The organism is Pradoshia sp. TA40_28 (assembly GCF_059694525.1).
The window spans coordinates 1-23,056 of record NZ_JCATZO010000008.1; the positions used below are offsets into that span (position 1 = coordinate 1).

21 protein-coding genes and 1 pseudogene are annotated in these 23,056 nt (G+C 38.1%); 8 read left to right on the plus strand and 14 right to left on the minus strand.

The window, feature by feature from the left end; all coding sequences use genetic code 11:
* Window positions 1–130: 130 nt before the first annotated feature.
* The 6 genes from AC58NB_RS11895 to AC58NB_RS11920 form a co-directional block, all read right to left on the minus strand.
* Entirely contained in the window at window positions 131–634 is a 504-nt protein-coding gene (locus tag AC58NB_RS11895; RefSeq protein WP_497427054.1) for a DUF2798 domain-containing protein, read from the minus strand.
* A 262-nt stretch (window positions 635–896) separates the two neighbouring features.
* Window positions 897–1,532, minus strand: coding sequence for a YkyA family protein (locus tag AC58NB_RS11900; protein ID WP_497427055.1), 636 nt, complete (start codon window positions 1,530–1,532; stop codon window positions 897–899).
* Between the two features lie 22 nt (window positions 1,533–1,554).
* Entirely contained in the window at window positions 1,555–2,358 is an 804-nt protein-coding gene (locus AC58NB_RS11905) for a polysaccharide deacetylase family protein (protein WP_497427056.1), read from the minus strand.
* Window positions 2,359–2,504: 146 nt separating this feature from the next.
* Window positions 2,505–3,479, minus strand: coding sequence for a proline dehydrogenase family protein (locus AC58NB_RS11910; protein ID WP_497427057.1), 975 nt, complete (start codon window positions 3,477–3,479; stop codon window positions 2,505–2,507).
* A gap of 465 nt (window positions 3,480–3,944) precedes the next feature.
* Window positions 3,945–4,319: a DUF4234 domain-containing protein gene (locus AC58NB_RS11915; RefSeq protein WP_497427058.1), complete on the minus strand. Its 375-nt coding sequence runs from the start codon at window positions 4,317–4,319 to the stop codon at window positions 3,945–3,947.
* Between the two features lie 15 nt (window positions 4,320–4,334).
* Window positions 4,335–4,541, minus strand: a complete 207-nt coding sequence (locus tag AC58NB_RS11920; protein ID WP_497427059.1) for a hypothetical protein — start codon at window positions 4,539–4,541, stop codon at window positions 4,335–4,337.
* 996 nt (window positions 4,542–5,537) lie between these two features.
* On the opposite strand from AC58NB_RS11920, the gene AC58NB_RS11925 reads away from it, so the two are divergent.
* Window positions 5,538–6,692 carry an endo-1,4-beta-xylanase gene (locus tag AC58NB_RS11925; protein WP_497427060.1) on the plus strand — a complete coding sequence of 385 codons (1,155 nt, stop codon included), beginning with the start codon at window positions 5,538–5,540 and terminating at the stop codon, window positions 6,690–6,692.
* A 145-nt stretch (window positions 6,693–6,837) separates the two neighbouring features.
* Here the strand turns inward: AC58NB_RS11925 and AC58NB_RS11930 are convergent, their stop codons facing one another.
* Entirely contained in the window at window positions 6,838–8,880 is a 2,043-nt protein-coding gene (locus AC58NB_RS11930) for an ABC transporter ATP-binding protein (protein ID WP_497427061.1), read from the minus strand.
* Window positions 8,880–10,631: an ABC transporter ATP-binding protein gene (locus AC58NB_RS11935; RefSeq protein WP_497427062.1), complete on the minus strand. Its 1,752-nt coding sequence runs from the start codon at window positions 10,629–10,631 to the stop codon at window positions 8,880–8,882. Before AC58NB_RS11935 ends, AC58NB_RS11930 begins: the two co-directional genes overlap by 1 nt.
* Before the next feature lie 604 nt (window positions 10,632–11,235).
* Here AC58NB_RS11935 and AC58NB_RS11940 point away from each other — a divergent pair.
* From AC58NB_RS11940 to AC58NB_RS11950, 3 genes are read left to right on the plus strand one after another with little or no spacing between them, the layout of a single operon-like run.
* Window positions 11,236–11,556: a PadR family transcriptional regulator gene (locus AC58NB_RS11940; RefSeq protein ID WP_497427063.1), complete on the plus strand. Its 321-nt coding sequence runs from the start codon at window positions 11,236–11,238 to the stop codon at window positions 11,554–11,556.
* Window positions 11,553–12,113, plus strand: coding sequence for an HAAS signaling domain-containing protein (locus tag AC58NB_RS11945; RefSeq protein ID WP_497427064.1), 561 nt, complete (start codon window positions 11,553–11,555; stop codon window positions 12,111–12,113). The genes AC58NB_RS11940 and AC58NB_RS11945 overlap by 4 nt, the downstream gene beginning before the upstream one ends.
* Window positions 12,106–12,900, plus strand: a complete 795-nt coding sequence (locus tag AC58NB_RS11950; RefSeq protein WP_497427065.1) for a DUF4097 family beta strand repeat-containing protein — start codon at window positions 12,106–12,108, stop codon at window positions 12,898–12,900. Before AC58NB_RS11945 ends, AC58NB_RS11950 begins: the two co-directional genes overlap by 8 nt.
* Before the next feature lie 58 nt (window positions 12,901–12,958).
* Here AC58NB_RS11950 and AC58NB_RS11955 read toward each other — a convergent pair whose 3' ends face one another.
* From AC58NB_RS11955 to AC58NB_RS11965, 3 genes are all read right to left on the minus strand, one after another.
* Window positions 12,959–13,267 carry a hypothetical protein gene (locus AC58NB_RS11955; protein ID WP_497427066.1) on the minus strand — a complete coding sequence of 103 codons (309 nt, stop codon included), beginning with the start codon at window positions 13,265–13,267 and terminating at the stop codon, window positions 12,959–12,961.
* 284 nt (window positions 13,268–13,551) lie between these two features.
* A complete protein-coding gene (locus tag AC58NB_RS11960; protein ID WP_497427067.1) occupies window positions 13,552–14,346 on the minus strand; it encodes an SDR family NAD(P)-dependent oxidoreductase in 795 nt (264 codons plus the stop codon).
* Between the two features lie 16 nt (window positions 14,347–14,362).
* Window positions 14,363–15,328 carry an MBL fold metallo-hydrolase gene (locus AC58NB_RS11965; protein ID WP_497427068.1) on the minus strand — a complete coding sequence of 322 codons (966 nt, stop codon included), beginning with the start codon at window positions 15,326–15,328 and terminating at the stop codon, window positions 14,363–14,365.
* A 390-nt stretch (window positions 15,329–15,718) separates the two neighbouring features.
* On the opposite strand from AC58NB_RS11965, the gene proC reads away from it, so the two are divergent.
* Entirely contained in the window at window positions 15,719–16,567 is an 849-nt protein-coding gene (gene proC, locus AC58NB_RS11970) for a pyrroline-5-carboxylate reductase (protein WP_497427069.1), read from the plus strand.
* 86 nt (window positions 16,568–16,653) lie between these two features.
* Here the strand turns inward: proC and AC58NB_RS11975 are convergent, their stop codons facing one another.
* Complete coding sequence (locus tag AC58NB_RS11975) at window positions 16,654–17,058, minus strand: NUDIX hydrolase (protein ID WP_497427070.1); 405 nt, start codon at window positions 17,056–17,058, stop codon at window positions 16,654–16,656.
* Between the two features lie 248 nt (window positions 17,059–17,306).
* Here AC58NB_RS11975 and AC58NB_RS11980 point away from each other — a divergent pair, with 248 nt between their 5' ends.
* From AC58NB_RS11980 to AC58NB_RS11990, 3 genes are all read left to right on the plus strand, one after another.
* Window positions 17,307–17,423 (plus strand): YjcZ family sporulation protein, encoded by a 117-nt coding sequence (locus AC58NB_RS11980; protein ID WP_497427071.1) that lies wholly within the window; start codon window positions 17,307–17,309, stop codon window positions 17,421–17,423.
* 125 nt (window positions 17,424–17,548) lie between these two features.
* Entirely contained in the window at window positions 17,549–18,568 is a 1,020-nt protein-coding gene (gene namA / locus AC58NB_RS11985) for an NADPH dehydrogenase NamA (RefSeq protein WP_497427072.1), read from the plus strand.
* Between the two features lie 368 nt (window positions 18,569–18,936).
* Window positions 18,937–20,652, plus strand: coding sequence for a methyl-accepting chemotaxis protein (locus tag AC58NB_RS11990; RefSeq protein WP_497427073.1), 1,716 nt, complete (start codon window positions 18,937–18,939; stop codon window positions 20,650–20,652).
* 424 nt (window positions 20,653–21,076) lie between these two features.
* On the opposite strand, the pseudogene AC58NB_RS11995 reads toward AC58NB_RS11990, so the two are convergent.
* A pseudogene (locus AC58NB_RS11995) lies at window positions 21,077–21,733 on the minus strand (isochorismatase family protein); the annotation flags it as partial.
* A 99-nt stretch (window positions 21,734–21,832) separates the two neighbouring features.
* On the minus strand, window positions 21,833–23,044 hold the full coding sequence (gene dhbC / locus AC58NB_RS12000) for an isochorismate synthase DhbC (RefSeq protein ID WP_497427074.1): 1,212 nt from the start codon (window positions 23,042–23,044) through the stop codon (window positions 21,833–21,835).
* Between the last annotated feature and the right edge of the window lie 12 nt (window positions 23,045–23,056).

Sequence of the window (23,056 nt, forward strand, 5' to 3'; positions counted from 1 at the left end):
GAGTCCGGTTGAATACCGTCTTTATACCAGTCAATTAGCTGCTTAAATATTTGGTCTAACTTTTAGGGTTCAGTACATTTTGGTTGAACTTTTTATTTATAAGTATATTCTTTTTACGAAAAGACAGACCTTATAATTTAACTGCGTCCGCTCTACTTGCTTGTTTCTCATGCATTTTCTTCATGACAAATCTTGCTATCGGCTGTGCAACGATTAGTTCAATCCAGAATGCCACCCCAAAGTTTCTCGGCCAAACGGAAAAGAAATTTTCAAATGGCTCCAGGCTAATTTGACCACTTCCGACCCAAGTACCAATGATGGTCAACCAAATAGATAAGACTGTAACATTTAATAATGTATTTAATAGGACTCTGGCATTAAATCCATCTGTCTGTCCAACGAATTTTGGCATGATTTTACCTACAAGCGGACCTGCTATCAATCTGACAGATAGAACGACAATCACCCACATAATTGGAATGATTTTTAGGGTATCAAGATAAACTTCCTTACTGAAGCCACGCTCCAACCCTGTAATAATAGGAGCTATCGTATTGACTGAGATAATAGAAATAATCAATAAAAATATAATACCCTCTTTGCCATTTCTAGGCAGTCTTGTTTCTCCGTGCATCAGTTTGTCATCTCCAAATCATCATTTCAGATGGCAGACGTATCATAAAGACATATATTTTTGGCATATCGAATATACCAATATCTCTACACACTGATTTAAACATATTATCATGGTAGTTAAATAGATATCAAGCACCATTTTTTGCATAGCTACTAATCTACTCGACTACCACCCTTACTTATATTAAGCAATATTAGAGCTTAAACGTTATCACAGGAAATAAGAACGTAAAACTAATCTAATTTGCAAATGTCGCTATTTAAATTTGTATCTTATTATACGTTTGTATTTGGACATTTAAATCCTGAATGGTTGAAGATAAATTACTCGACAGCCTATTTACCTCATCAATAATTGGCGAAATTTCTTTCATGCTCTTTTCCTCTTTCAAGCCTGAAAAAATTTGTTTCTCCAAGGTTAATACCTCATCGTATTCATTTAGTGCTTGATTATAGGTATTTAATAGATTCATCAAAGTATGATGCAGGTTCATAACTGTCTCTTTATTTTCTTTTTGTTTATCTATTTTACCCAGATATTCTTCTGTGTCTATCATTCGTGATAATTGATTTCCAACCAACGTTTGATCCATATCTACCAATGTTTTACACTTATCAATTGTTTCTTCTGCTTCACTAATCTGCTTTTCTACATTTTTCAGATCATCTGCTCCGTCTTTTACAGTTGTTTCATATAGATTCTGCAGTTTATTATTTTCAGTCTGGAATAGGGCTCCAGAATTCATATTAGATTTGAAATCCAATACTACTTCATTATGAATCTTTAAATATTTTTCATCATACTTTTGCATAACTGACAAAATGGCGGGGATCATCAAGATACTCATACTGATGAGCACCAAAATAAGAGATACACCTATTTTCTTCCCTATCATATATACTCGATACTCCTATATCTTATAATCTATTATCATTATGGAAATTTACAGGGAAATGGTTAGATTCATCATACCGTTCAAATTCATAGCCTGCTTCCTGAATACTTTCAATAATCTCTGGCAGTACCTTAATGGTGTTTTTCTTTTCATGGACTAAGATGATTTCTTCTGGAGCATTTAATTGAGCCAGGATTTCTTGCTTAATTTTTGATGGATTGTTTTGTAACTGCCAATCTTTTGAATCGATAGTCCAATCCCATGTTTTTAATCCAGCTTGTGTAACCTGATTACGAAGATGTTCATTTAATCCTGGAGAAGAACCATACGGACAACGGAATAAGGTAGGTAGAATTCCAACCTGCTCTTTAATTAATTTTTGCGTCTCAATTACTTCTTCTACAATTTTACCCTTTTTGTACAATTTATTATAATTATGGCTCATGGAATGCATTCCGATATAATCTCCCCGATTTACGTATTCCTTCGCCATATCCGGGTAGTTCTTCATATTATTACCTATTAAAAAATGAGTGGCAGGAATATCATATTGATTCAGTACTTTAATTAATTCCTTCGTATAAAGACTTGGACCATCATCAATCGTTAGATATACCACTTTTCTTTCTTTTCCATTAAATTTATCAGGCACTTTTTTCAAGGTCCTTTCGTATGTAACCATATCCAATTCTGGATGCCCGGATTGGTCATTCATTACACCGGCCATACTTGAACCAGGTTTTATCCAGCTTACTAATAATCCGATTCCTATAACAGCAGCCATTATTATTAAAATATTACGCATCTCTTTATCTTCCTTCATCATTCTAATCTCAACCATCTTATTGTATTATAATCTAGTTGAAATTGTAATAATTTAGCAGTATTTAAGGAAAAACTTTTATTTAATTACAAATAATAGTTTGATACACAAAGCCACTGTCCATGTTCATCGGACAGTGGCTTTTATTTCTATTTATTCTTTTTAGATAATCTACCGAGTAAAAAGGCACCTGCAGCTATCGCAAGAGTCGTGTTTGTTTTTTTAGTAAAGACTTGTTTCGTAACTAGGTTAATATTTTGTGGTCTTTCAGCTAAACGTCTCATAAAATATCCATACCAGTCTATTCCAAAGGGAACATATGTACAAAACTGGTAACCTTCTTTAGCCAAGGCTATTTGCATATCCTCTCGGAAACCATAGAGCATTTGAAACTCAAATTTTTCATTAGGGATATTATGCTCTTTCACAAATTGCTTTATATGATTAATGACATGATGATCATGTGTAGCGATCGAGGTAAACTTACCATTTAATAAATGATACTCAATCAATTTGATATAATTCGTATCAATCTCAGATTTTGCTTGATAAGCTAACTCAGCCGGTTCCTTATAAGCACCTTTTACAATACGGAGACGATAATTTTTATATTTTTGTATATCATTTTCTGCTCGGTGAAAATATGCTTGTATAACTGTACCTATATTCTGATAGTTTTCCGATATACGATCTATTAAATCGAAGGAAGGTTGTAGACGGGAATGGTTTTCCATATCAACATTTATAAAAATATCATATTTGGAGGCTGCTTCTACAATCTCCAATAGATTGGCTTGACAGAAAGCATAATCAATATCTAATCCAAGTTGAGAGGGCTTCAATGAAATATGAGCATCGACCTCATTTTCATGAATAGCTTCAATGACTTGTAAAATTTGTTCCTTTGCCTTCACCGCATCTTCTTTCTTACTGACAAATTCGCCAAGGTTATCTACTGTACAAGAAATCCCATATTTATTTAATTCTTTTATACTCTCGATTGTTTCTGCTATATTTGTACCGGCAACTACACTTTGTGCACCCATTTTCAACCCATATTTTTGAGCTGCACGATTTAAAAACTGATTTTCAGAAAGAGCAATAAAGAAATCTTTAACGATCATTATGAACACCCCTTGTGATAGTTAGATACCATATCATTACTTTAGAACATGATAAACACTTACCTTCGATTCCATTCATATTTTCATATAATCTTTATAAAGCGCTTACTTATTCCAATATATTCATAATAGAGTATATTCTGAAATTTTTCTATAAGAAAACTCATTTTTTTACATATTTGCAATTGTTATACAAAATGTAGAAGTACATTTACTTTTTAGTATCAAGTTGGATTTTTATGCTACTACTTCTGTTATGTTTCATCGCTCCTGACAAGAAAAAAATCCATCATGCTATGTGAACCAATAGGTAAGAATATATCTTACTTTTTGGTATGTATCACATATCATCATGGATTTCTTTTTTCATCTTATTTTAAACCGGTATAAGAATAGAGAACGCTATTTTAGCATTCCTAATCCTTATATTGGATACAAACTTATTAAAATGGTTTGTCCATCCTTTTATACCGGCACTTTTTTGGCTCTATTTTGTAAGAAATGAATGGTATTTTCTTGAGTTTGAATCAATCCCATAGACATCAATCCACCCATTGGCAAGATGGCTACCAATCCACAAATGATAGACTGGTCGGTCATTCCTCGGTAGCCTTGCTCCTGAGCATATACATAAACCATTTTGGCAGTTCTATAATGCCAATAAATGGCGTAGATCTTGATGGTAACGATACATAATAGGACTTCAATAACAGGAGGTACTTTTCTCTTCTCTTCCGAAATTGATTCGGATGTAGAATAGATCCAATAAAAATAATAAATACTGAACGTAACTAACGATAAGAGTACTAGTTGGAAGATATTTCGTTCTTTGATATTCATTCTAAAATCCCCCTGTTAGCTAAAGACCGCTTTGTTCTCCATAAATTTCTTCCCACATTCCTGACAGGTATATTGCATCTTATTCATTCCAAAAATACCTGTTGTAATGGTGTAACCTCTTTTCTTTTTCGTTAGGTTTTCACTTCCGCAAAATGGGCATTTTTCCGTTTTGTTAACTGTCGTCAAATTTCTCCATTCCTTTCGTTTCAATATTTTTATCATGTAGGTGAATTTGAAATTATGTAAAATTTAAGATACATCCTTTGAAGTCTTTCATTGGCGTTTTTCTTAAGTAGTAATGGCAGAGGTAGACTGTAGTTTTTGAAGTTCATATTAACTTATAAAAGTTTCATAATAATCGGTGGACGGCTTATCGAGGACTTGTTTATTCATTAAATTGCTTCCCTAGGTTATTAGTTAAGTGCAGCAAATAAACATACTTAAACAACACATGGCTTCCTTTGTCGAAATCCAGTGATACGGACGAAAAACTTACATTCTTATGCTTATTTATATCTAATCGTTATCTGATTCTTTTCCAATTTATCCGGAAACGATTGAGGTTTTAGGCTGGAAAACTGTAGTGATCGTCTTCAATCCTAATTTTTTCATCTTCTCTTCAAAATCGGCATAAGTAGTAATCCCAGTACGATTGATGAAATAGTACGATACTTGTAAAAATAGTATAAAAACCAAAAAAATGGACTGTCCTTTCTCTAAGGGGAGGAGACAGTCCTTATTCTGTTCCAATTATTCAAATACCGTTCAAATCAGAAAATGTAAATCAGGCAGGCAATGATGATTAATACGACCGCGATAGTCCAGAGCAAAAACAATCAACTCCTTTCAGAAATGGAAAGACTGTCTATAATTTGTATAGCAAAAGAAGGGAAAATAGACCAATTAAACTGGCAAATAATTATTTCTTATTGAAACGGTATTATTTTCCTGATCATCATTTCATCAAGAAATCTTTAATCAACTCATTTTATACTTTAGTAAGATGTATATTCTCCCTTTATTAAGTGCGTCAGTTGGATTCACTGCTATGTAGTTAGTCCTGAATAAATCGATCAGTTTTTTTTCTTACTATGCTGTATGTCCTATTTTTCTACTAATTCAGCTTGTTTGTTAGACTTCCTATATTAATTGCTTCTATAATAAGGTCCAAACAGATTTATGCAATCGCTTTCATTAAATTAAAAAGGAGATTTGTCTATGTCAAACAAATTGATCTGTAAGTTTCTAAGTTTAGGATTTGCTCTTTCCCTTGTAACTCCTATAGCCTCTACTGATGTTGCCAGCGCTCAGCCAATAAGCGCATTAGAAGCCGCTCCTTTATATGAAAGGTATGAAGATTCATTTACGATTGGGGCAGCCGTAGAACCAGAGCAATTAGAGGGCAAGAGTCAACGTGTATTGAAACACCACTATAACAGTATAGTTGCAGAGAATGTGATGAAGCCTATTTCAATCCAACCAAAAGAGGGGAAATTTAATTTTAAAGAGGCTGATAAAATTGTGAAATTCGCCAAGAAGAATGATATGGACGTCCGCTTTCACACCCTTGTATGGCATAGCCAAGTTCCTGAATGGTTCTTTATAGATAAAAAAGGGAATAAAATGGTGGAAGAAACCAATCCAAAACAGCGGGAGAAAAATAAAAAGCTTTTATTACAGCGCTTAGAAAACCACATAAAAACGATTGTTAAACGGTATAAAAATGATGTGGACTCTTGGGATGTCGTAAACGAAGTGATTGATGAATACGCTTCGAATGAGCAGAAACTGCGTGAATCTCCATGGTATCAAATAACGGGTACAGATTATATTAAAGTTGCATTTAAAACGGTTAAAAAATATGCAAAGAAGGATGCAAACCTGTATATTAATGACTACAATACAGAAGTTGAACCTAAAAAAACATACTTATATGATCTAGTTGTTGATTTGCTGGACCAAGGAGTTCCTATTGACGGTGTCGGCCACCAAGCCCACATTCAATTGGGATGGCCTTCTATTGCCGAAACAGAGGAATCCATTAATCGTTTTGCCAGTCTTGGTTTAGATAATCAAATAACCGAATTGGATGTGAGCTTATACGGTTGGCCTCCAAGACCTGCTTATCCTTCCTACGAGGCTATTCCAGACGAAGAGTTCCAGCGTCAAGCTGACAGATACAATGAATTATTTGAAATGTATGAGAAGTTAGGAGACAAGATTAGTAACGTGACATTCTGGGGAATTGCTGATAATCATACATGGTTAGACGATCGTGCCAAGGAATATAATAATGGCATTGGAAAAGATGCCCCCTTTGTCTTTGACCCAAATTATCATCTAAAACCCGCTTATTGGGCAATTATGGACTAGAGGGTTAAGAGAAAGAGACATACGGGATTTTTAATCTAGCCTCCATTAATCACACGACATAAAAGAGAGGAAGCAATGTCGCTTCCTCTCTTTATCTATTACATTGAACTTATCTAAACTTTGAATACTGTGAAGCCTAAAAGGATTAACCTGCAAGTTTTCCGATTTGCAGCTCATACATTTGATAATACTTCCCTTTTAATTCCATGAGTTCGTCATGGTTACCTCTCTCCACAATTGTCCCTTTATCAAGCACAAGAATTTGGTCGGCATTTTTTATAGTAGAAAGACGATGAGCAATGATAAAGGTGGTTCGTCCTTTCTTTAATACCTCCATTGCTTCCTGAATCAGGTTTTCTGTTTCTGTGTCAATACTGGATGTGGCCTCATCAAGAATAAGAATGGCTGGATTGAAAGCCAAAGCCCTGGCAAAAGAAATTAATTGGCGCTGGCCCGATGAAAGAGTACTCCCTTTTTCTACAACCGGTTCGTCAAAGCCATGTTCCAGATTGGCCAACACGCGGTCTGCACCTACATCACGCAAAGCTTTTTCTGCCACTTCTCTCGTAATCTTTGGATCATCCAGTGTGATATTTGACAGGATAGTCCCAGTAAACAGATACGGGTCCTGCAATACGATCCCCATATGCTCGCGTAAAGTTTGATGGGGAATCTCTTTCAGTTCCTGCCCATCAATCCGGATAGATCCCTCCTGATAATCATAAAATCGGAATAATAGATTCATGATTGAACTTTTACCTGAACCTGTATGTCCAACCAAAGCAATCGTTTCACCCTGTTTTGCCTCGAAATGAATATCATTCAGTACCTTCTCCCCTGCTTTATAACTGAAGGAAATATGGTCAAATTCAACATGTCCTTTGAAGCGAGAGATGCGATGATTTTCTACATTTGTCCCCTCCTCATCAAGTAAGGCAAATACACGCTCACCAGCCACCATCGCCTGTTCAAAATTGGCAAACTGATTGACGATTCCTGAAATCGGTTGAAACAGACGGTTTAAGTAATTCACCATCGCATACAAAACACCGAGGCTGACGATTGATTCACCAGCTGCTGCCATGCCTCCGAAATACCAAATAAAAAGCGTTAATGTAATGACACGCAGTGCACCAACAAGGTTTCCATTTAATAATGAATTTAATCGCTGCATTTTACTCTGGTAGACATAATGCTCTTTGTTCAGTTTTTCAAAATCCTCACTTGTTTCTTTCTCGCGCTTAAATGCCTGAATGATCGTCATCCCATTGATTGATTCATTAATCATGGCATTGATGTCACTTATACGTGCCCGGATTACCCGGTTATACTTTGTAGCAAATTTGCGGAATACGACTGTCCATATAACAAGCAAAGGCAAGGTAATTAGTGTTACCAAGCCAAGCTTTAGATTGAGCAAGCATAAGGCAATGATGATTCCGATAATATTAATCGTACTTGAAAAAAAGTTAGCCAATACCCTTACGTATAGCTCTCGAATAGCTTCTGTATCATTCGTAATACGCGCAACTACCTTCCCGGCCGGCAAATTGTCAAAATAGCGAATCGGAAGACGTTGAATTTGGGCAAATACATCCTTTCGCATGGTTTGAATGATTCGGTTTGCTGCTTTTTGTAAATAAAAACTCTGTCCATATTGAAAAAAGAATGCCACAACCATAATTCCAAAATAAATCGCAATCAATTTCATTATTCGGCTGATCTCCGGCTGATAAAACGCCATGATGTGTGATCCTGATAGTTTCTCAGCCTCATAGATGGCTTCTTTCTCTCCGCTCGTAATCACCAGCTGTCCCTCTTTATAGACCCTCTTTCCATCAAACTCTACCGGCTGGTTTAGAAATAAAAATGTGGTCCCAACCTGTTGAATGGCAACCTGATCACCAGTCCATTCGCCTTTCTCTACATAGGCCTCCCGTGTATACCATTTCCCTTCATAATTAACCGCATCTTCCGTTTCTTTTGTTTCTACCCATGGTGATTCAATCCCCATTATGTGATGATCTATGATGTTTTTTCCGATATAGGGACCGATTAAATCAGCCCCTACTGAGATGGATAACATCATCAGTGCAAGGATAATCGTTCCTTTAAACTTAACTGCATATTGATATAAACGTTTGCCCGTTTTCCAACCAGATTCCGTTTGTTCCATATTTTCGTTCATTAGGCACTCACCTCCGTTTTCACTTCAACTTGTTGGCGATCATATTGTTCTTTATACCAGCCTTCCTTTTGAAGCAACATGACATGTGTGCCTTCCTCAATAACCACACCGTCATCGAGCACAATAATCCAGTCTGCATGCTGTACAGCCGATAATCTGTGAGTCGTAATCATCGTTGTTTTACCACTTCGTTCTTTACGAATGTTTTCTATAATAGTTGTTTCCGTTTTGGCATCTACCGCAGACAGCGAGTCATCCAGAATCAAGATTTCCGGATCTTTAATTAACGCCCTGGCAATTGAGATCCTTTGCTTCTGACCGCCTGATAAAGCAATTCCTTTTTCTCCAACCAGCGTTTCTAACTTGTTCGGGAGTCTTTCTATGTCTTTTTCAAAATCCGCGAGGCGTACTGCTTTCCAGAACTCTTCCTCAGTTGCTTCCATCTTGCCGAATAAAATGTTTTCCCTGACTGTTTTAGAAAATAAAACATGGTCCTGCGGGACATACCCAATCCATTCCCTGACGTCCCCCAGATTTTGTTTCTCAATCGGTACATCAGAAATGGAGAGAATTCCGTTTCCAGTCGGATATTCTCGAAGCAATTGTTTAACGAATGTCGTTTTCCCGCTTCCGGTTTTTCCGACAATCCCAATTGTTTCGCCACTGTCAATTTTGACATTGATATCGGCTAAATTATCCACTTTTGAGGATGGATAACGGAATTTAACCTGATCAAATCTGACATTTTCAAGTGCCGGAACATCCACAGGATTCGGATCATTTTTCACATCTTCCTGATAGGATAATGTTTCGTTCATCCGATCCAGCGAGGCATTCCCTCTTTGCATAACATTAATTAATTCCCCAATGGCAATCATCGGCCAGATCAGCATCGATAAATACACATTAAAGGTGACAAGCTGACCAATTGAAATCTGCTGAGCAAACACCAGATTAGCTCCGTAACCGAGACTGATTAAATAACTGATGCCGATGACAAATGTAATAACCGGATCAAACATGGAATCTACTTTCGTTACTCTCATATTTTTCTCATACACATCTTCTGTCATTTCTTCAAATCGCTGTTCATCAGCATGCTCCTGTACATACGCTCGGATCACACGAACACCTGCCACTGATTCCAGAACCTTGTCATTCATTTCACCAAAAGCATCCTGTGCTACTGTGAAGTGTTCATGAATTCGCTCTCCACCCTTTTTTACAGCCCATGCCATGATCGGCAGAGGTAAAATGGCTGCAAGTGTTAACTGCCAGCTGATTGTAATCGCCATCGTTACTAGAATGGCAATCATGTACAAGGTCGAATCCATTAGCGTTAATATCCCAAATCCCGCAGTAACAGATATAGATTTGAGATCATTCGTTGCTCTAGCCATTAAGTCGCCCGTTCGATTTTTTTCATAAAAGGTTGGGGTCATTTTTAATAAATGGCTCATAAATCCTGAACGCAGCTTCCGTTCCAAAACATACGCTCCACTGAATAACTGGTAATTCCAAATATACGTTAATAGATAAAGGGTGATCATTAATCCAATCATCCACCAAACGTATTTCATGATCGTCTCTTGCGTCATCACACCTATACTCATGTCATCGATCGCCATCCCAACAATCATGGGCGGCAATACTTCGAGCACATTCACGATATTCAATAACCCGATTGCTACGGTATACCGAATCCAGTGCTCTTTAAAAAACCATCCTAATTTCTTTAAAACCGAAAACATTTCATCTCCCCCTTAGTCTCTTAACCGAAAAACCTCACCTTTTGCTACGTGCTGTTTATCTGAACTTTTCTTGATATTGCTAGATAGATACGATTGGTTACCATCATTCTTCCTCCATTTCTAATTACACTCTACTCAGGTCAGCCAACAAAAAAAGGCTGCAACGATGATCGCGAGGTACTAAATCCATTCCAAAATAAAGTTTTTGAACGTTAAAAAACGTCCATCAAACTTTAGGATTAGACTAAAGTACTTTTCACGGCAACGTGCAGCCTTTTCGTTTAATACAAATTAATTCATATTTAAACGGGAGGACTGCACGAATTTGATATCGACTCGATGATACGCTACAAAAATCACTGATCTTTTCATCACACAGTCCTCCTCTCATTGGTAACTAAATTGGTAAGTCTTTACATAGATTACTATAATTTGAATTATTAGTCAATTGAGAATTTATACTATTTTCAAAATCATCACCTCTTTAATTGATGTAAATATATTTAATATTTATATCCAAACTACCTTGCATTGTACAGTACCACATGCCATACTATAGTTACTACTATACAATGTATAATAGCTAAGGAAAGGAGGCATACGCTTGAATGTCCAATTTAAAAAGGGTGTTTTAGAGTTGTGTGTACTTGTTTTATTAAATAACAAAGACCGCTATGGATATGAGCTTGTACAGGAAATCTCCAATAAATTTGAGATTTCAGAAGGTGCTGTTTATCCTCTTCTCAGACGTTTAACAAAAGAAGAATATTTTACGACCTATCTCCAGGAATCTACAGAAGGCCCGTCGCGTAAATACTATCATCTTACTAAAAAAGGACAGGACTATATGATGCAACTCGTAAAGGAGTGGCAAGCTTTTTCTATTGGTGTTAATCAATTAATCGAGGAAGGTGAAGTTAAGTGAATAGGGAACAATTCCTTAAGAAATTATCTGACCAGCTCAACACACTCCCGAGAAATGAACGTGATGATATTTTAAATGATTATAATGAGTATTTTGAGAATGGTTTATTAGAGGGGAAATCTGAAAGCGAAATTGCCGAAAATCTTGGATCTCCTGAATTCATTGCAAAGGAATTAAATATAACCAGTACATTTGCCCAGGTAGATCAGAAGATGACATTTTCAAACGTCATCAGCGCGATTGGGTTAACCATTGGCCTGAGCTTCCTAAATCTTATTATTGTTCTCGGTCCCGCCATCGCCATTGCAGGAGTATTGTTGGGTGGTTGGGTTTCAAGTGTTGCTCTAATCTTTTCACCACTGCTTCAGTTGGTCAGTATCCTACTTGGATTTAATCAAGCTTTTGCATTTGAGATTTTTCTTTCCATTGGGTTCAGCGGATTGGGGATTATCCTCTTGATTATCATGTATTATGTCACTATTTTTAGCTCTAAGGTGTTTATCAGATATTGCAAATGGAATGTTACTGTCGTAAAGGGAGGTATGAAGCATGTTTAAAAAATGGCTGGTCTTTGCTACTATTCTCCTCGTTATTGGCATTTCAGGAGCACTCTTAACTGCAAAGTCTTATTTTTCGTTTCAAAATGAAAATGACAAACAAACGAATCGCTTTCAAAGTTCAAAGATCCACTCACTGGCCATCTCCAATAATGCTGGAACAATCAAACTGGCGGAAACATCCGGGGATGAAATAATCGTCGAAACAAATGGTCCTAAAACGTCTAAGTTGGTAAAAATGGAAGTAAAAGGAAATTCACTATCCATCACAAACGAGGCGGATAAAACGATTTCTCTTGGTATAAATTTTAAAAAATCCACTAAGAATATCACTATTTATTTGCCCCAAAAACAATATGACAGAATTGCTGTTTCGAATGAAGTTGGAGAGATTACGATAAATCAGATAGATGCAGTCAAACTAATCGTAGATTCAGAAATTGGAAATATTGACATAAGTGAGGTATCCTCGACCTCCCTGAATGCTACATCAGAGATGGGAGATATTTCAATCAACCACTACAGTGGGAAGCTTCAGGTTGAGAACGAGATCGGTTCCATAGAAATCACAACCGACGAAGTGAATCAGTCTCTTCTCGCCAAAAATGAAATTGGAGATATCAATCTAACCATCAATGAGGATCCGAAAAACATTCTCCTATCAGCAGATTCTGAGATGGGCAGTACGCAAATCTTTGGTAAAAAAACTGGTAGTTATATGAATGGTGATGGAAGCACCACCATCCAATTGAGTACAGAGACAGGTAGTATTTCTGTCAATCATTAAAGAAAGAAACCCGATTCGTTCTTTATAAAAGGTTGATTCGGGTTTCTTCCCCTCTTTTTTATACTGTTATTTTATTTTGATTTTGAGCAGCATTCACTAGGATGAACACCGCAGATAATAGGTGCATAATCATACCAACGCCAGGAATAAAGCCAACAATATTTGTTACAATTCCTAAGACATTTCCGTAAGCTTTGACTCCAGCTTTATACGAGAGGATTACAATGACGATATGAAACGCCAGCATGATAAATAAAGGTGTCCATGCCATACTTATTATAATAGTACCTCCAAGAACCGGTATACCTAATAATGCCTCTATACCGCCTGAGATCCATTTTAAAATATTAATCATTTCACGATTCACAACCAATCACCTCTCTCTTTTAATATAGTATCTAAAAATAGTATATATCTACTATATACCCGTAAAACAAATAATAATGTAGGATAACATTAAATAAAATGTTATTTTTATATACTATTTAAGTGGGTAGACAAAGTACTTGGATTTAAGAAGAACTTATCTGTTTTTTCGTTCTAGCTGTTCACTTCTATTTTATAACGCTATCTTCTACAGAATGGGCTAGCTTTCCGCGCGAAGGGAGAACAAAAAATCCACCCTTTCTTTTTAATGGGTGGATTTTTTGTTTATTTTTTATTGAATTGGCTTCTTCCCAGTGTTTCAACTGTTCTTGGGAAAAGGCTGTATATTTTGCTTCCGGCATTCATCCAGCCAGGCGCATTAATTTCTCGCTTATTTTTTAGCATGATATTCGTTATTTTTTCTGCCAGCTTGATTGGATCAATCATTAACCGCTCGATATTTTTAATATAGGTACCTTCTTTATCTGCAATCGTAAAGAAATTCGTTTTAATCGGCCCGGGATTCACGGACGTAACATACACATTCTCCTTGTGCATTTCCATCCGCAAAGCATTGGTGAACCCAAGAACGGCATGCTTTGTGGCGGAATAAACACTTGATTTTGGCGTTGCCATCTTCCCAGCCTGAGAGGCTATATTGATAATATGGCCTGATTTATTTTCCACCATCGCAGGCAGCACCATTTTTGTACAGGTAATCAGCCCGATGACATTTGTATTAATCATAGATTCTGTATCATCTAAGTTTGCTTCTAACGCTTTTTCAAAAATTCCGAAGCCTGCATTATTTACTAACACATCGGTATTTCCAACCTCATTTTTTATACGGGTAAACGTTTGTTCAACTGCCCCGCGGTTGGATACATCCAGTGTATAGGCATAGACATCACAATTAAATTCAGTGATTAACTCTTCACGAATCTTTTGTAATTTATCCTGGCTCCTTGCTAACAAGACCAGCCTGGCTCCATTTTTAGCCGCATGCCTGGCAATTTGCTCGCCTAATCCGCCTGAAGCTCCTGTGATCGTTACAATTTTTCCGCGAATACGCTCATTCATGTACTTCACTTCCTCATTAATGGTTCATTACTTGATATAATACCACACCATCCACCTCTTCACTTTCAATTTCATGAAGACTTTCGAGATAATCAAGCTGACCCAATGTTTCAAACAGAGCAAGTGCTGGATCTCTCTTAACCGCCTTAGGAAATAATTGCACGGCTAATTCCAGTACATTCCGACAATCTTCCCCAATAAGATTTTTAACATGAAAGGCACGTTCCTGCTGATTTTTTAAACGTCTCTCAATTAATTGGTAAGGTTCCGTAATATCATTACCATGTCCTGGATACACGACTGTTAGTTCTTCATTTAATAATCTCCGCAAACTATCATTCAGTTGTAGCTGTGGCTTTACTCTCTCCTGCCCCTGTTTTTTGGGAGCTTCCAGAATAGGGTTCGGTGAAATTTTACCCAGTAACAAATCTCCGCCAATCAGGACGCCTGTATTCTTATGATAAAAAGACAGATGGCCCTGTGCATGTCCAAAGGTTTCCATAGCAAACCAGCCAGGATGTCCAGGAAGCTCGTCTCCTTCTTCCAAATAATGAGTTAAGGGTTTAGAGCCGGAATACGTATATAACGCTTCTACATCATTTGCATGTTTCATAAATTGGGGCGGCACACCAAATTGGTTCGCCATACTCGTGAAAAACTCTTTCTGATCATTCATAAAAGCTGTATCCCGGATAAGATGCCGCTGATTATCTTCATGCCCGTACAATCGAGCATCCTCAAATAAGTCAGTCAACCCACAATGATCAGAGTGATGATGCGTTAAAATAACTTGTTCAATATCGGATAGCGTATACCCCAGTTCCTTTAACTGTCTTTCAAGTATCTCTTTCGCTTCCTCTGTTTTAACTCCTGCATCAACCAGCGTTAAAGCATCACCTTTAAGAAGATAGGTATTAACATCACCGACTGCAAATGGAGTCGGAATAATGATTTTTTCGGCTACCCTTTTAATTGAACTCATATCATTGCTCCCCATTATGTATTTTAATAATTATTTTTACATAATTTGTCTGAAAATTCCATTATAAAGTTTGAATATTCTTGACACAGGAGCTAAATTTTAGCATAATTTCTATTAATATTAGTAAACATACTTTACAAGCAATGATAAAGAATAGTAAATCATGGATGGCGCAAGAGAGTGGAACCCACTGACTGGAAGGTTTCATCGCCCGCTGCGTGATTGAACCTGCCTTTTGAGCTGTCAGGCAAACCTGACCGTTACCCGAGCGTTATCCGGTTTAGAGATGCATGCATAAATGATGCTGCAAATTAAGGTGGTACCACGGAAGAATAGCCTTTCGTCCTTTACGGGATGAAGGGCTTTTTACTTTTTAAAGGAGGCAGGAGCATGAATAAAAAAATTGTATTTCTGGGCGCCGGTTCTATGGCCGAAGCATTGATTGCAGGTATTGTAAAAAAGGGGGCGACTGCACCTGCAAATCTATGGGTCAGCAATCGAAGGAATGATCCTCAAATGATACGCTTGAAAGAACAGTATGGTATCACTCCATGCCGTGACATGGATACTCTTCTTACGGATGCTGATATCGTTCTAATAGCTGTTAAACCGAAGGATGTTTATACAGTCTTGCAGCAAGCCAAGCCCTTTTTAAAAGATACGATGTTACTTTTATCTGTTGCTGCAGGTATTTCTACACAAAGTCTTGAAGCTCTCACGGAGAATACCATGCCGATTATACGCGCTATGCCCAATACATCTGCAGCAGTTGGTAAATCCGCGACGGCTCTTTCAGGAAATAAATATATGAACGAAGAGAATCTCACATTAGCGAAAGAAATTTTCCAAACGGTGGGAATCGTTGTTTTTACAGAGGAAGAGAAAATGGATGCTGTCACAGGTCTATCCGGAAGTGGCCCTGCTTATATCTATTATCTAATAGAAGCCATGCAGCAATCTGCCAAACAAATTGGGCTTGAACATCAGGAAGCGCAAAACCTAATTATCCAAACACTGATGGGAGCTGCTGAAATGGTACACTCCTCTGAAAAATCTCCCGAAACGCTGAGGTACGAAGTGACGAGTCCAGGAGGAACCACTGAAGCAGGCATACGAATCCTTGAGTACCATGGCGTCAAGGATGCTGTCATCGAATGTATCAAAGAGGCCACACTACAATCCGAGCGCATGGGAATTGAACTTGGAAGCAAGATTCAAGAAAAAATACTGTTGGATTAAGAGCAGAGTTTACTGTACTCCTCTTAAAAAACACATGATCAGAAGGGAAAACCCAAATCTATGGGATTCCCCCCTTCTGATCATGGTCATTTTAAATGATAGATGGATTGAATCTTTGCAGCAACTTCGCTCGGTCGTACATCAATAGATGCTAACTTCTCTAGATGCACCCAGACTGGCAAGTACGTTCCTCTGCCTCTTGTTTCGTCTGTATATTCTTCCCCCTTTCCCTTGGATATGGTTCCAGTTACTATCTCTGCTCGGAAGAAGAACTGACTGCTTCCATCAAATTCGACTTCCGATAAACACTCTTTAACGCTTACTTCAACACCCAGTTCTTCCAATGCCTCTCTTTTAGCTGCCAGTTTTAGTTCTTCACCATTTTCTATACCACCACCTGGGAAGACATAATAAACAGAACCATTCCAATTCCTCTGAATAAGTACAACTTTTTCGTTTTCTATGATGACCACCGAGCTTCTATTTCTCATAGCTTTCTCCCCTCTAAATATGTACCTAAATCGATTGAAACCAACCTTGCTATGACCACCATCCTATCAATGAAGTTCTCATTCCAACATTATAAGCCCACCAGTTTCCTTACCGTATAATAATTCCAATAAATTAGGCTTTCTCAACTTTGGTTTTTGTCCAATCCACTTTCGAAGTAAAGCCATATGTTGTAAGTGTAAGGGAATACTTTTCCCTTGCAGCAGCTTTTGGACAGGAGGTGTCTGTATTGAGTGATTCTTATGGTAATAAAGGTGTAGGAGGCTTTGCTTTCATTGTTGTACTTTTCATCTTGTTGGTAATTGTTGGTGCTTCTTATGTTGGAGGCAGCAGCTACGGCTACTAAGTAAGATGGGGAGCATGTTCTCGGGTATTCCCGTAACACATGCTCTCTCCCTTTTATTTGAAGCATTAGATTGGTCTTACCTTAATTCCAATTGTTATACTAGGGATTGAAAGGAGTTGTCATTTATGAATAAATCTTTATTGTTTGAACCATACACGATTAAAAATACGACTCTTAAAAATCGGATTGTTATGGCACCTATGTGCATGTATTCCAGCCACGAATGTGATGGAAAAGTACAAAACTGGCATACAACTCATTATACTAGTCGTGCTGTCGGCCAGGTTGGCCTAATTATTGTAGAAGCAACCGCTGTTTCTCCCGAGGGACGGATATCAGATCGTGATTTAGGAATCTGGAGCGACGAACACATTGACGGTTTACATACTCTAACCACTATGATGAAAGAACATGGTACAATTCCTGGAATTCAGCTCGCTCATGCAGGTCGAAAAGCTGAACTCGAGGGAGAAATCATCGCACCGGTTGCTGTACCATTTAATAATAAAATGAAAACCCCTAAAGAAATGACGAAGGAAAATATTGCGGAAACAGTGGAAGCCTTTAAACAAGCTGCCATTCGTGCCCAAAAAGCAGGCTTTGAAGTGATTGAGATTCATGGTGCTCATGGATACTTAATTAATGAATTCCTGACTCCTGCAATCAATACTCGTACAGATGAATATGGCGGTACAGCTGAAAACCGTTATCGCTTCCTGAAAGAAATTATTCAAGCTGTTAAGTCTGTCTTTGATGGACCGCTGTTCGTCCGAATTTCTGCAAAGGATTATCACGAAGATGGTTATGAGCCGGAGGATTATATTCAATATGCTCGCTGGATGAAAGAAGACGGTATCGATCTAATTGATGTTAGCTCCGGTGGTGTTATGTCAGTTCCAGTACCAAGCTTTCCAGGCTACCAGGTTCCAATGAGTGAGACCATTAAACATGGAGCGGATATTGCAACAGGTGCCGTTGGATTGATTACATCTGGTGTACAAGCCGAAGAAATCTTACAAAACAACCGTGCGGACCTTATTTTTATTGGCAGAGAGTTATTACGCGATCCCTATTGGCCAAAAAATATTGCAAAGGAACTGCGTACTACGGTCGAAGTGCCTGAACCATACAAACGTGGTTGGTAATTTCCTACTAACATAGACCAAAAAGAATCTAAACATTTAAATACCATCAGAAAAGGCATCGTTTTTTATACCTAACGATGCTTTTTCCTTTTGTAACTGTAAAAATTGAAAAAGTTAACGGTAATCTATACTTATCATTTCAACTCCCAGCCACTCTTTCCTCTCCCATTCCAATCTTCCTAAAAATGCACGTCTTGTCCGCTCAGAAAATAAATCTATAATAAGTAATTACCCTTTCTTACAAGTTCAAAAAATAATAATTTAGTTTTCATAATAATTACACATTTTATTATTAAGGCGCCATAATGGAATGCCGATAACTAATTGTAGAGCATTATTACGTTTCTAATGGACAGGAGGAAAATATATTGAAAAAGAAAAAAACCCAATCAATCAAGATTAAATTATTAAGTTTGACTTTATTAACCTTAATTATTCCTGTTATTGTGATTGGCATCAGTATATTTTTTATATCAAAGGATCAACTGATTGAAACAGAAAAAGAGAATCTCCAAACCAGCACGGAAATGACAATCGGCATGATAGGCCTATTACACAAGCAATTTAACGCGGGATATATCACTGCAGAAGATGCCCAGCAACAACTAAGGGATGAAATTTCCGGAGAGGAAGAGCAAGTTTTTAAAGGCTATGATTTTGGAGAGGATGGGGAAATATCAGCAATCGATCGTGAAGGAACTCTCACCTTATATACCAAGGATGACCAACTCGATTATGAAAATCTTAAAACCACTGATGGCAAAACAGCTGAGGACATGATTCTAGAAAAAGGAGTTAAAGGAGACTTCATTTCGTATTATTCAAAGAGTGGTGATATTGAAAAAATCGCCTATGTAAAAACAGAACCTTACTGGGAATGGACCATCATCTCCAGTATACCTGTAACAGAGATGACAGCTAAATCTTCCTTTCTAGCCTGGGTAGTGGCCGCTATTTCACTTGGCTCCATTATTATTGCCGGTTGCAGCGCTTATTTCTTTTCCGGCCGAATTGCTAAACCAATCTCACAGGTTAGTACCGGGTTAAATCGTATTGCAACAGGCGATTTTTCGATTCCGCCATTAAAGAATACACGTACGGATGAATTAGGAGAGCTCGTCAATGATTTCAATACGATGGTCGAAAATACAAAACTACTAATCATACAAGTTAATCATTCTACTGAACAGGTGGCAAAAGCATCCGAGGAACTGACCGCGAGCACGGAAGAAACAACCCATGGCACAGAAGAAGTATCCCATTCAATAAGCTATGTTGCCGATGTTTCTGATTCTGCCAACACTCGTTTGCAGGAAAGTGTAAGCGCTCTCGAAGAAGTGACCACCTCCATTCACCGTTTGGCTGGTGTATCAAATGAAATATCTGAAACAGGCAGTAAAGTAGTCTCAAAAGCCAATCAAGGAAATGAATTGCTCTCTAAAACCACTCAGCAGATTGAATTTATTTATACGAAGGCTAATGAAAGCGAAAGCATATTAAAAATACTGGATTCAAGCTCAAGTGAAATCAGCAAAATCTCCGGGACAATTTCTGCTATTGCCGATCAGACAAATTTACTGGCGTTAAACGCAGCCATTGAAGCAGCCCGAGCAGGAGAACATGGGAAAGGCTTTGCTGTCGTTGCCGATGAAGTTCGAAAGCTCGCCGAACAATCACAGGCTTCTTCCAGTCAAATAGTTGAGTTGATCAAAGATATTCAATTAAATATGGAAGGTTCGATTTCATCGATGTATCAAGTAAAGGTGGAAGTTGAGGAAGGGATTTCCGTAATCCATGATACGGAAGAATCATTTAAAGAAATTGTAGCTTACATGATTCAAATGGAAAAAGAAGTGAACAGCATGGCTGCTTCTGTGCAACAAATTTCGGCCAGCTCCAATCTTGTATCAGATGCCATTAATCAAGTGGCTGAAGATATATCGAGCGTATCCGTGCACACAAACAATATAGCGGCTACAACAGAAGAGCAGCTCGCCGCTACCGAAGAAATCAGCCTCTCTTCAAATTCTTTATCGCAGCTTTCATCAGAGCTGCAGGAACAAGTGGCAAAATTTAAATTATAACGAGTTCTTTAATTGCTATAAACATAGACATATCTGCTTTGACAAGAAGAACATCTTTTGGGATTGGAGTGAAATTACCACATCCCAGAAGAACGTTCTTTTTTGTTTGAAATTTAACCTGTTCATTCATTCGTTTGCTATACCTAACACTCCCTAGTCAGTTGAATCAAAACCTGTAACAGAGTATATTTTTCTGAAAGTGAAAGGCTCCTTTCCTTCCTTATGGGAACTTGAAACATACTATAGTAAGATCTATTATTATGAAGCATTAACATAACATAAATCAGATGTTTTGACACCGGAATTCATACGCAGAATATATAGTAAAATGAATAAAAGGAAAAATCTGTCAGAGACTCCTCTGACAGACCTTCTTCACTTTATTTGCGTTTCACCAAGAAGTGATGGTCGATTTCTGTACAATTTCTGCTTCGTCAGTATTCTCTCCCTTTAGTTGGTCGAGAATCTGGGCTGTTGAAAAAACAGCTGCACAACGTTCCGTTACATATTTAATCGCCATCTTATGCTCTTCCAGTGAAAAATCGGCCACTGCATCTGCAACGAAAAACGGCTGTATGTCTGACATGAAGGCCTCTCCCGCTGTCATGAGACAACCAATATGGGCATAGACACCACAGATGATTAGCTGGTCACGCCCTTGTTCGGTCATTATTTCTAATAGATTCGTTTTCTTAAATGCACTGTAGCGCCATTTTGTCAGTACAAGATCATTCTTACCCGGTGCCAATTCATCAATCACTTTAGTTTGGTTTGGATTGTCTTTAAGACCTGTTCCCCAAAAATCAGTTAGTAAAGCCCTGTCTTCGGCTTTTTGATTGCCCGGCTGTGCAGTATAAACGACTGGAATTCCTAGTTCGCTGCATCTATTTTTAATGGCTTTTGTATGGGCTATCAATTCCGGGATAGGTGAGGCATCTTGCTTGTAGTAATCAATAAAGTATTGCTGCATGTCATGAATCAATAGAACCGACCTATCTGGATTAACCATCCATGGCACTTTGTTTTTTGGAAGATTTGTTTCTTTTGGCATTTTATATGAAGAGATAGCTGGTATAGCCACCCGAATCACTCCTTATTATCTTTTATAAGCGAAGCGTTAATTGCACTTTTCATTATCCAGGACATTCGGCCATTTAAGCATATGACCTGATTCCTTAGTTTAGTTTCTATCAAACTGTCCTGTGTTAATCCGCATGGCACGAAGCATGGTCTGGAATTTAGCCTCTGTTTCTGCCAATTCCTCTTCCGGCTTGGACGCACTGACAACACCAGCGCCCGCAAATAATCGCAAGGTATGCTCTTGTGCCTCGGCACAACGAATCGTCACGATCCACTCTCCATCCCCTTCCGCATCACACCAACCAATCATCCCGGTGAAGAAGTTGCGATCAAATGGTTCAATTTCGGCAATTGCTTGTCTTGCCTTCTCAGTTGGAGAACCACAGACAGCCGGCGTAGGATGTAAGGCAACGGCCAAATCAAGCGATGAAATCTCAGGATCTAGTAACACTCCCTTTATGATGGTGGAAAGATGCCACATTGTTTCGGTAGTAATCAACGAAGGCGTTTCCGAAAACTCAATGGTTTTGAAATATGGGGTCAATGCCCTTACCACCGCTTCTACTACTACAGCATGCTCATGAAGGTCCTTTGAAGAGGAAAGAAGCTCTTCAGCTCTTCTTTGGTCCTCTATTGGATCATTACTTCTTGGTCTTGAACCTGCCAACGGATTCGCAATTACTTCCATTCCCTCTCTTGAAACTAGTAACTCCGGACTAGCGCCAATCAATGTGGATCTTTGTTCTCCGGATGTAATATCCGTTGCAAAAGTGTATCCGTATTTGTTTTGTCGAGCTAGATTGCCTAAAAGCTGTGGAATATGTATGGGTTCATTAGAGCTAAGCTCTAATGAGCGGGAAAGTACGATTTTGTCTAGCTCACCGTGCTGAATTTTTTCTATTCCTAAACTCACTCCATTCATATATTGTTCAGGCACTGGAATCGAAGACACCTTATTGATGCTTACAGGAGCTGAATAAGTTTCTTCCCTTGCCACACTCTGAAAAGAAGGAGCAAATTGAACTATTTCCGGGACATGTAAGCATGCTTTTTTATGATGGTCAAATGGAACCGCTCCAGTCACAATAGGTTGCGGATGCCCCTGTTCTTTCGCCTTTTTCAGGGTTAGGAGCGTTCTTTTTGCAAGCCCCTCCATTTGGTTATCGTGTTCCTCATCCGATGGGACCTGCATGAAAATTCCTTTTCCCAAAATAGTTCGTTTTGGTGTCTCAATGAAAAAATCACCGACTTGATAATCTTCCAAAGGCCCCTGATCTATTACCACTTCTGCTACTACTTGTTTACTTGCCATGTTGCCCATCCC

Bases quoted from the DNA above. Each gene is read 5' to 3' on its own strand.
- AC58NB_RS11925 (WP_497427060.1), top strand. From the start codon at position 5,538: ATGTCAAACAAATTGATCTGTAAGTTTCTAAGTTTAGGATTTGCTCTT.
- AC58NB_RS11905 (WP_497427056.1), bottom strand. From the start codon at position 2,358: ATGATGAAGGAAGATAAAGAGATGCGTAATATTTTAATAATAATGGCT.
- proC (WP_497427069.1), top strand. From the start codon at position 15,719: ATGAATAAAAAAATTGTATTTCTGGGCGCCGGTTCTATGGCCGAAGCA.
- AC58NB_RS11920 (WP_497427059.1), bottom strand. From the start codon at position 4,541: ATGATAAAAATATTGAAACGAAAGGAATGGAGAAATTTGACGACAGTT.
- AC58NB_RS11975 (WP_497427070.1), bottom strand. From the start codon at position 17,058: ATGAGAAATAGAAGCTCGGTGGTCATCATAGAAAACGAAAAAGTTGTA.
- AC58NB_RS11960 (WP_497427067.1), bottom strand. From the start codon at position 14,346: ATGAATGAGCGTATTCGCGGAAAAATTGTAACGATCACAGGAGCTTCA.
- AC58NB_RS11895 (WP_497427054.1), bottom strand. From the start codon at position 634: ATGCACGGAGAAACAAGACTGCCTAGAAATGGCAAAGAGGGTATTATA.
- dhbC (WP_497427074.1), bottom strand. From the start codon at position 23,044: ATGGCAAGTAAACAAGTAGTAGCAGAAGTGGTAATAGATCAGGGGCCT.
- AC58NB_RS11910 (WP_497427057.1), bottom strand. From the start codon at position 3,479: ATGATCGTTAAAGATTTCTTTATTGCTCTTTCTGAAAATCAGTTTTTA.
- AC58NB_RS11900 (WP_497427055.1), bottom strand. From the start codon at position 1,532: ATGATAGGGAAGAAAATAGGTGTATCTCTTATTTTGGTGCTCATCAGT.
- AC58NB_RS11950 (WP_497427065.1), top strand. From the start codon at position 12,106: ATGTTTAAAAAATGGCTGGTCTTTGCTACTATTCTCCTCGTTATTGGC.
- AC58NB_RS11935 (WP_497427062.1), bottom strand. From the start codon at position 10,631: ATGTTTTCGGTTTTAAAGAAATTAGGATGGTTTTTTAAAGAGCACTGG.
- AC58NB_RS11915 (WP_497427058.1), bottom strand. From the start codon at position 4,319: ATGAATATCAAAGAACGAAATATCTTCCAACTAGTACTCTTATCGTTA.
- AC58NB_RS11965 (WP_497427068.1), bottom strand. From the start codon at position 15,328: ATGAGTTCAATTAAAAGGGTAGCCGAAAAAATCATTATTCCGACTCCA.
- AC58NB_RS11930 (WP_497427061.1), bottom strand. From the start codon at position 8,880: ATGAACGAAAATATGGAACAAACGGAATCTGGTTGGAAAACGGGCAAA.
- namA (WP_497427072.1), top strand. From the start codon at position 17,549: ATGAATAAATCTTTATTGTTTGAACCATACACGATTAAAAATACGACT.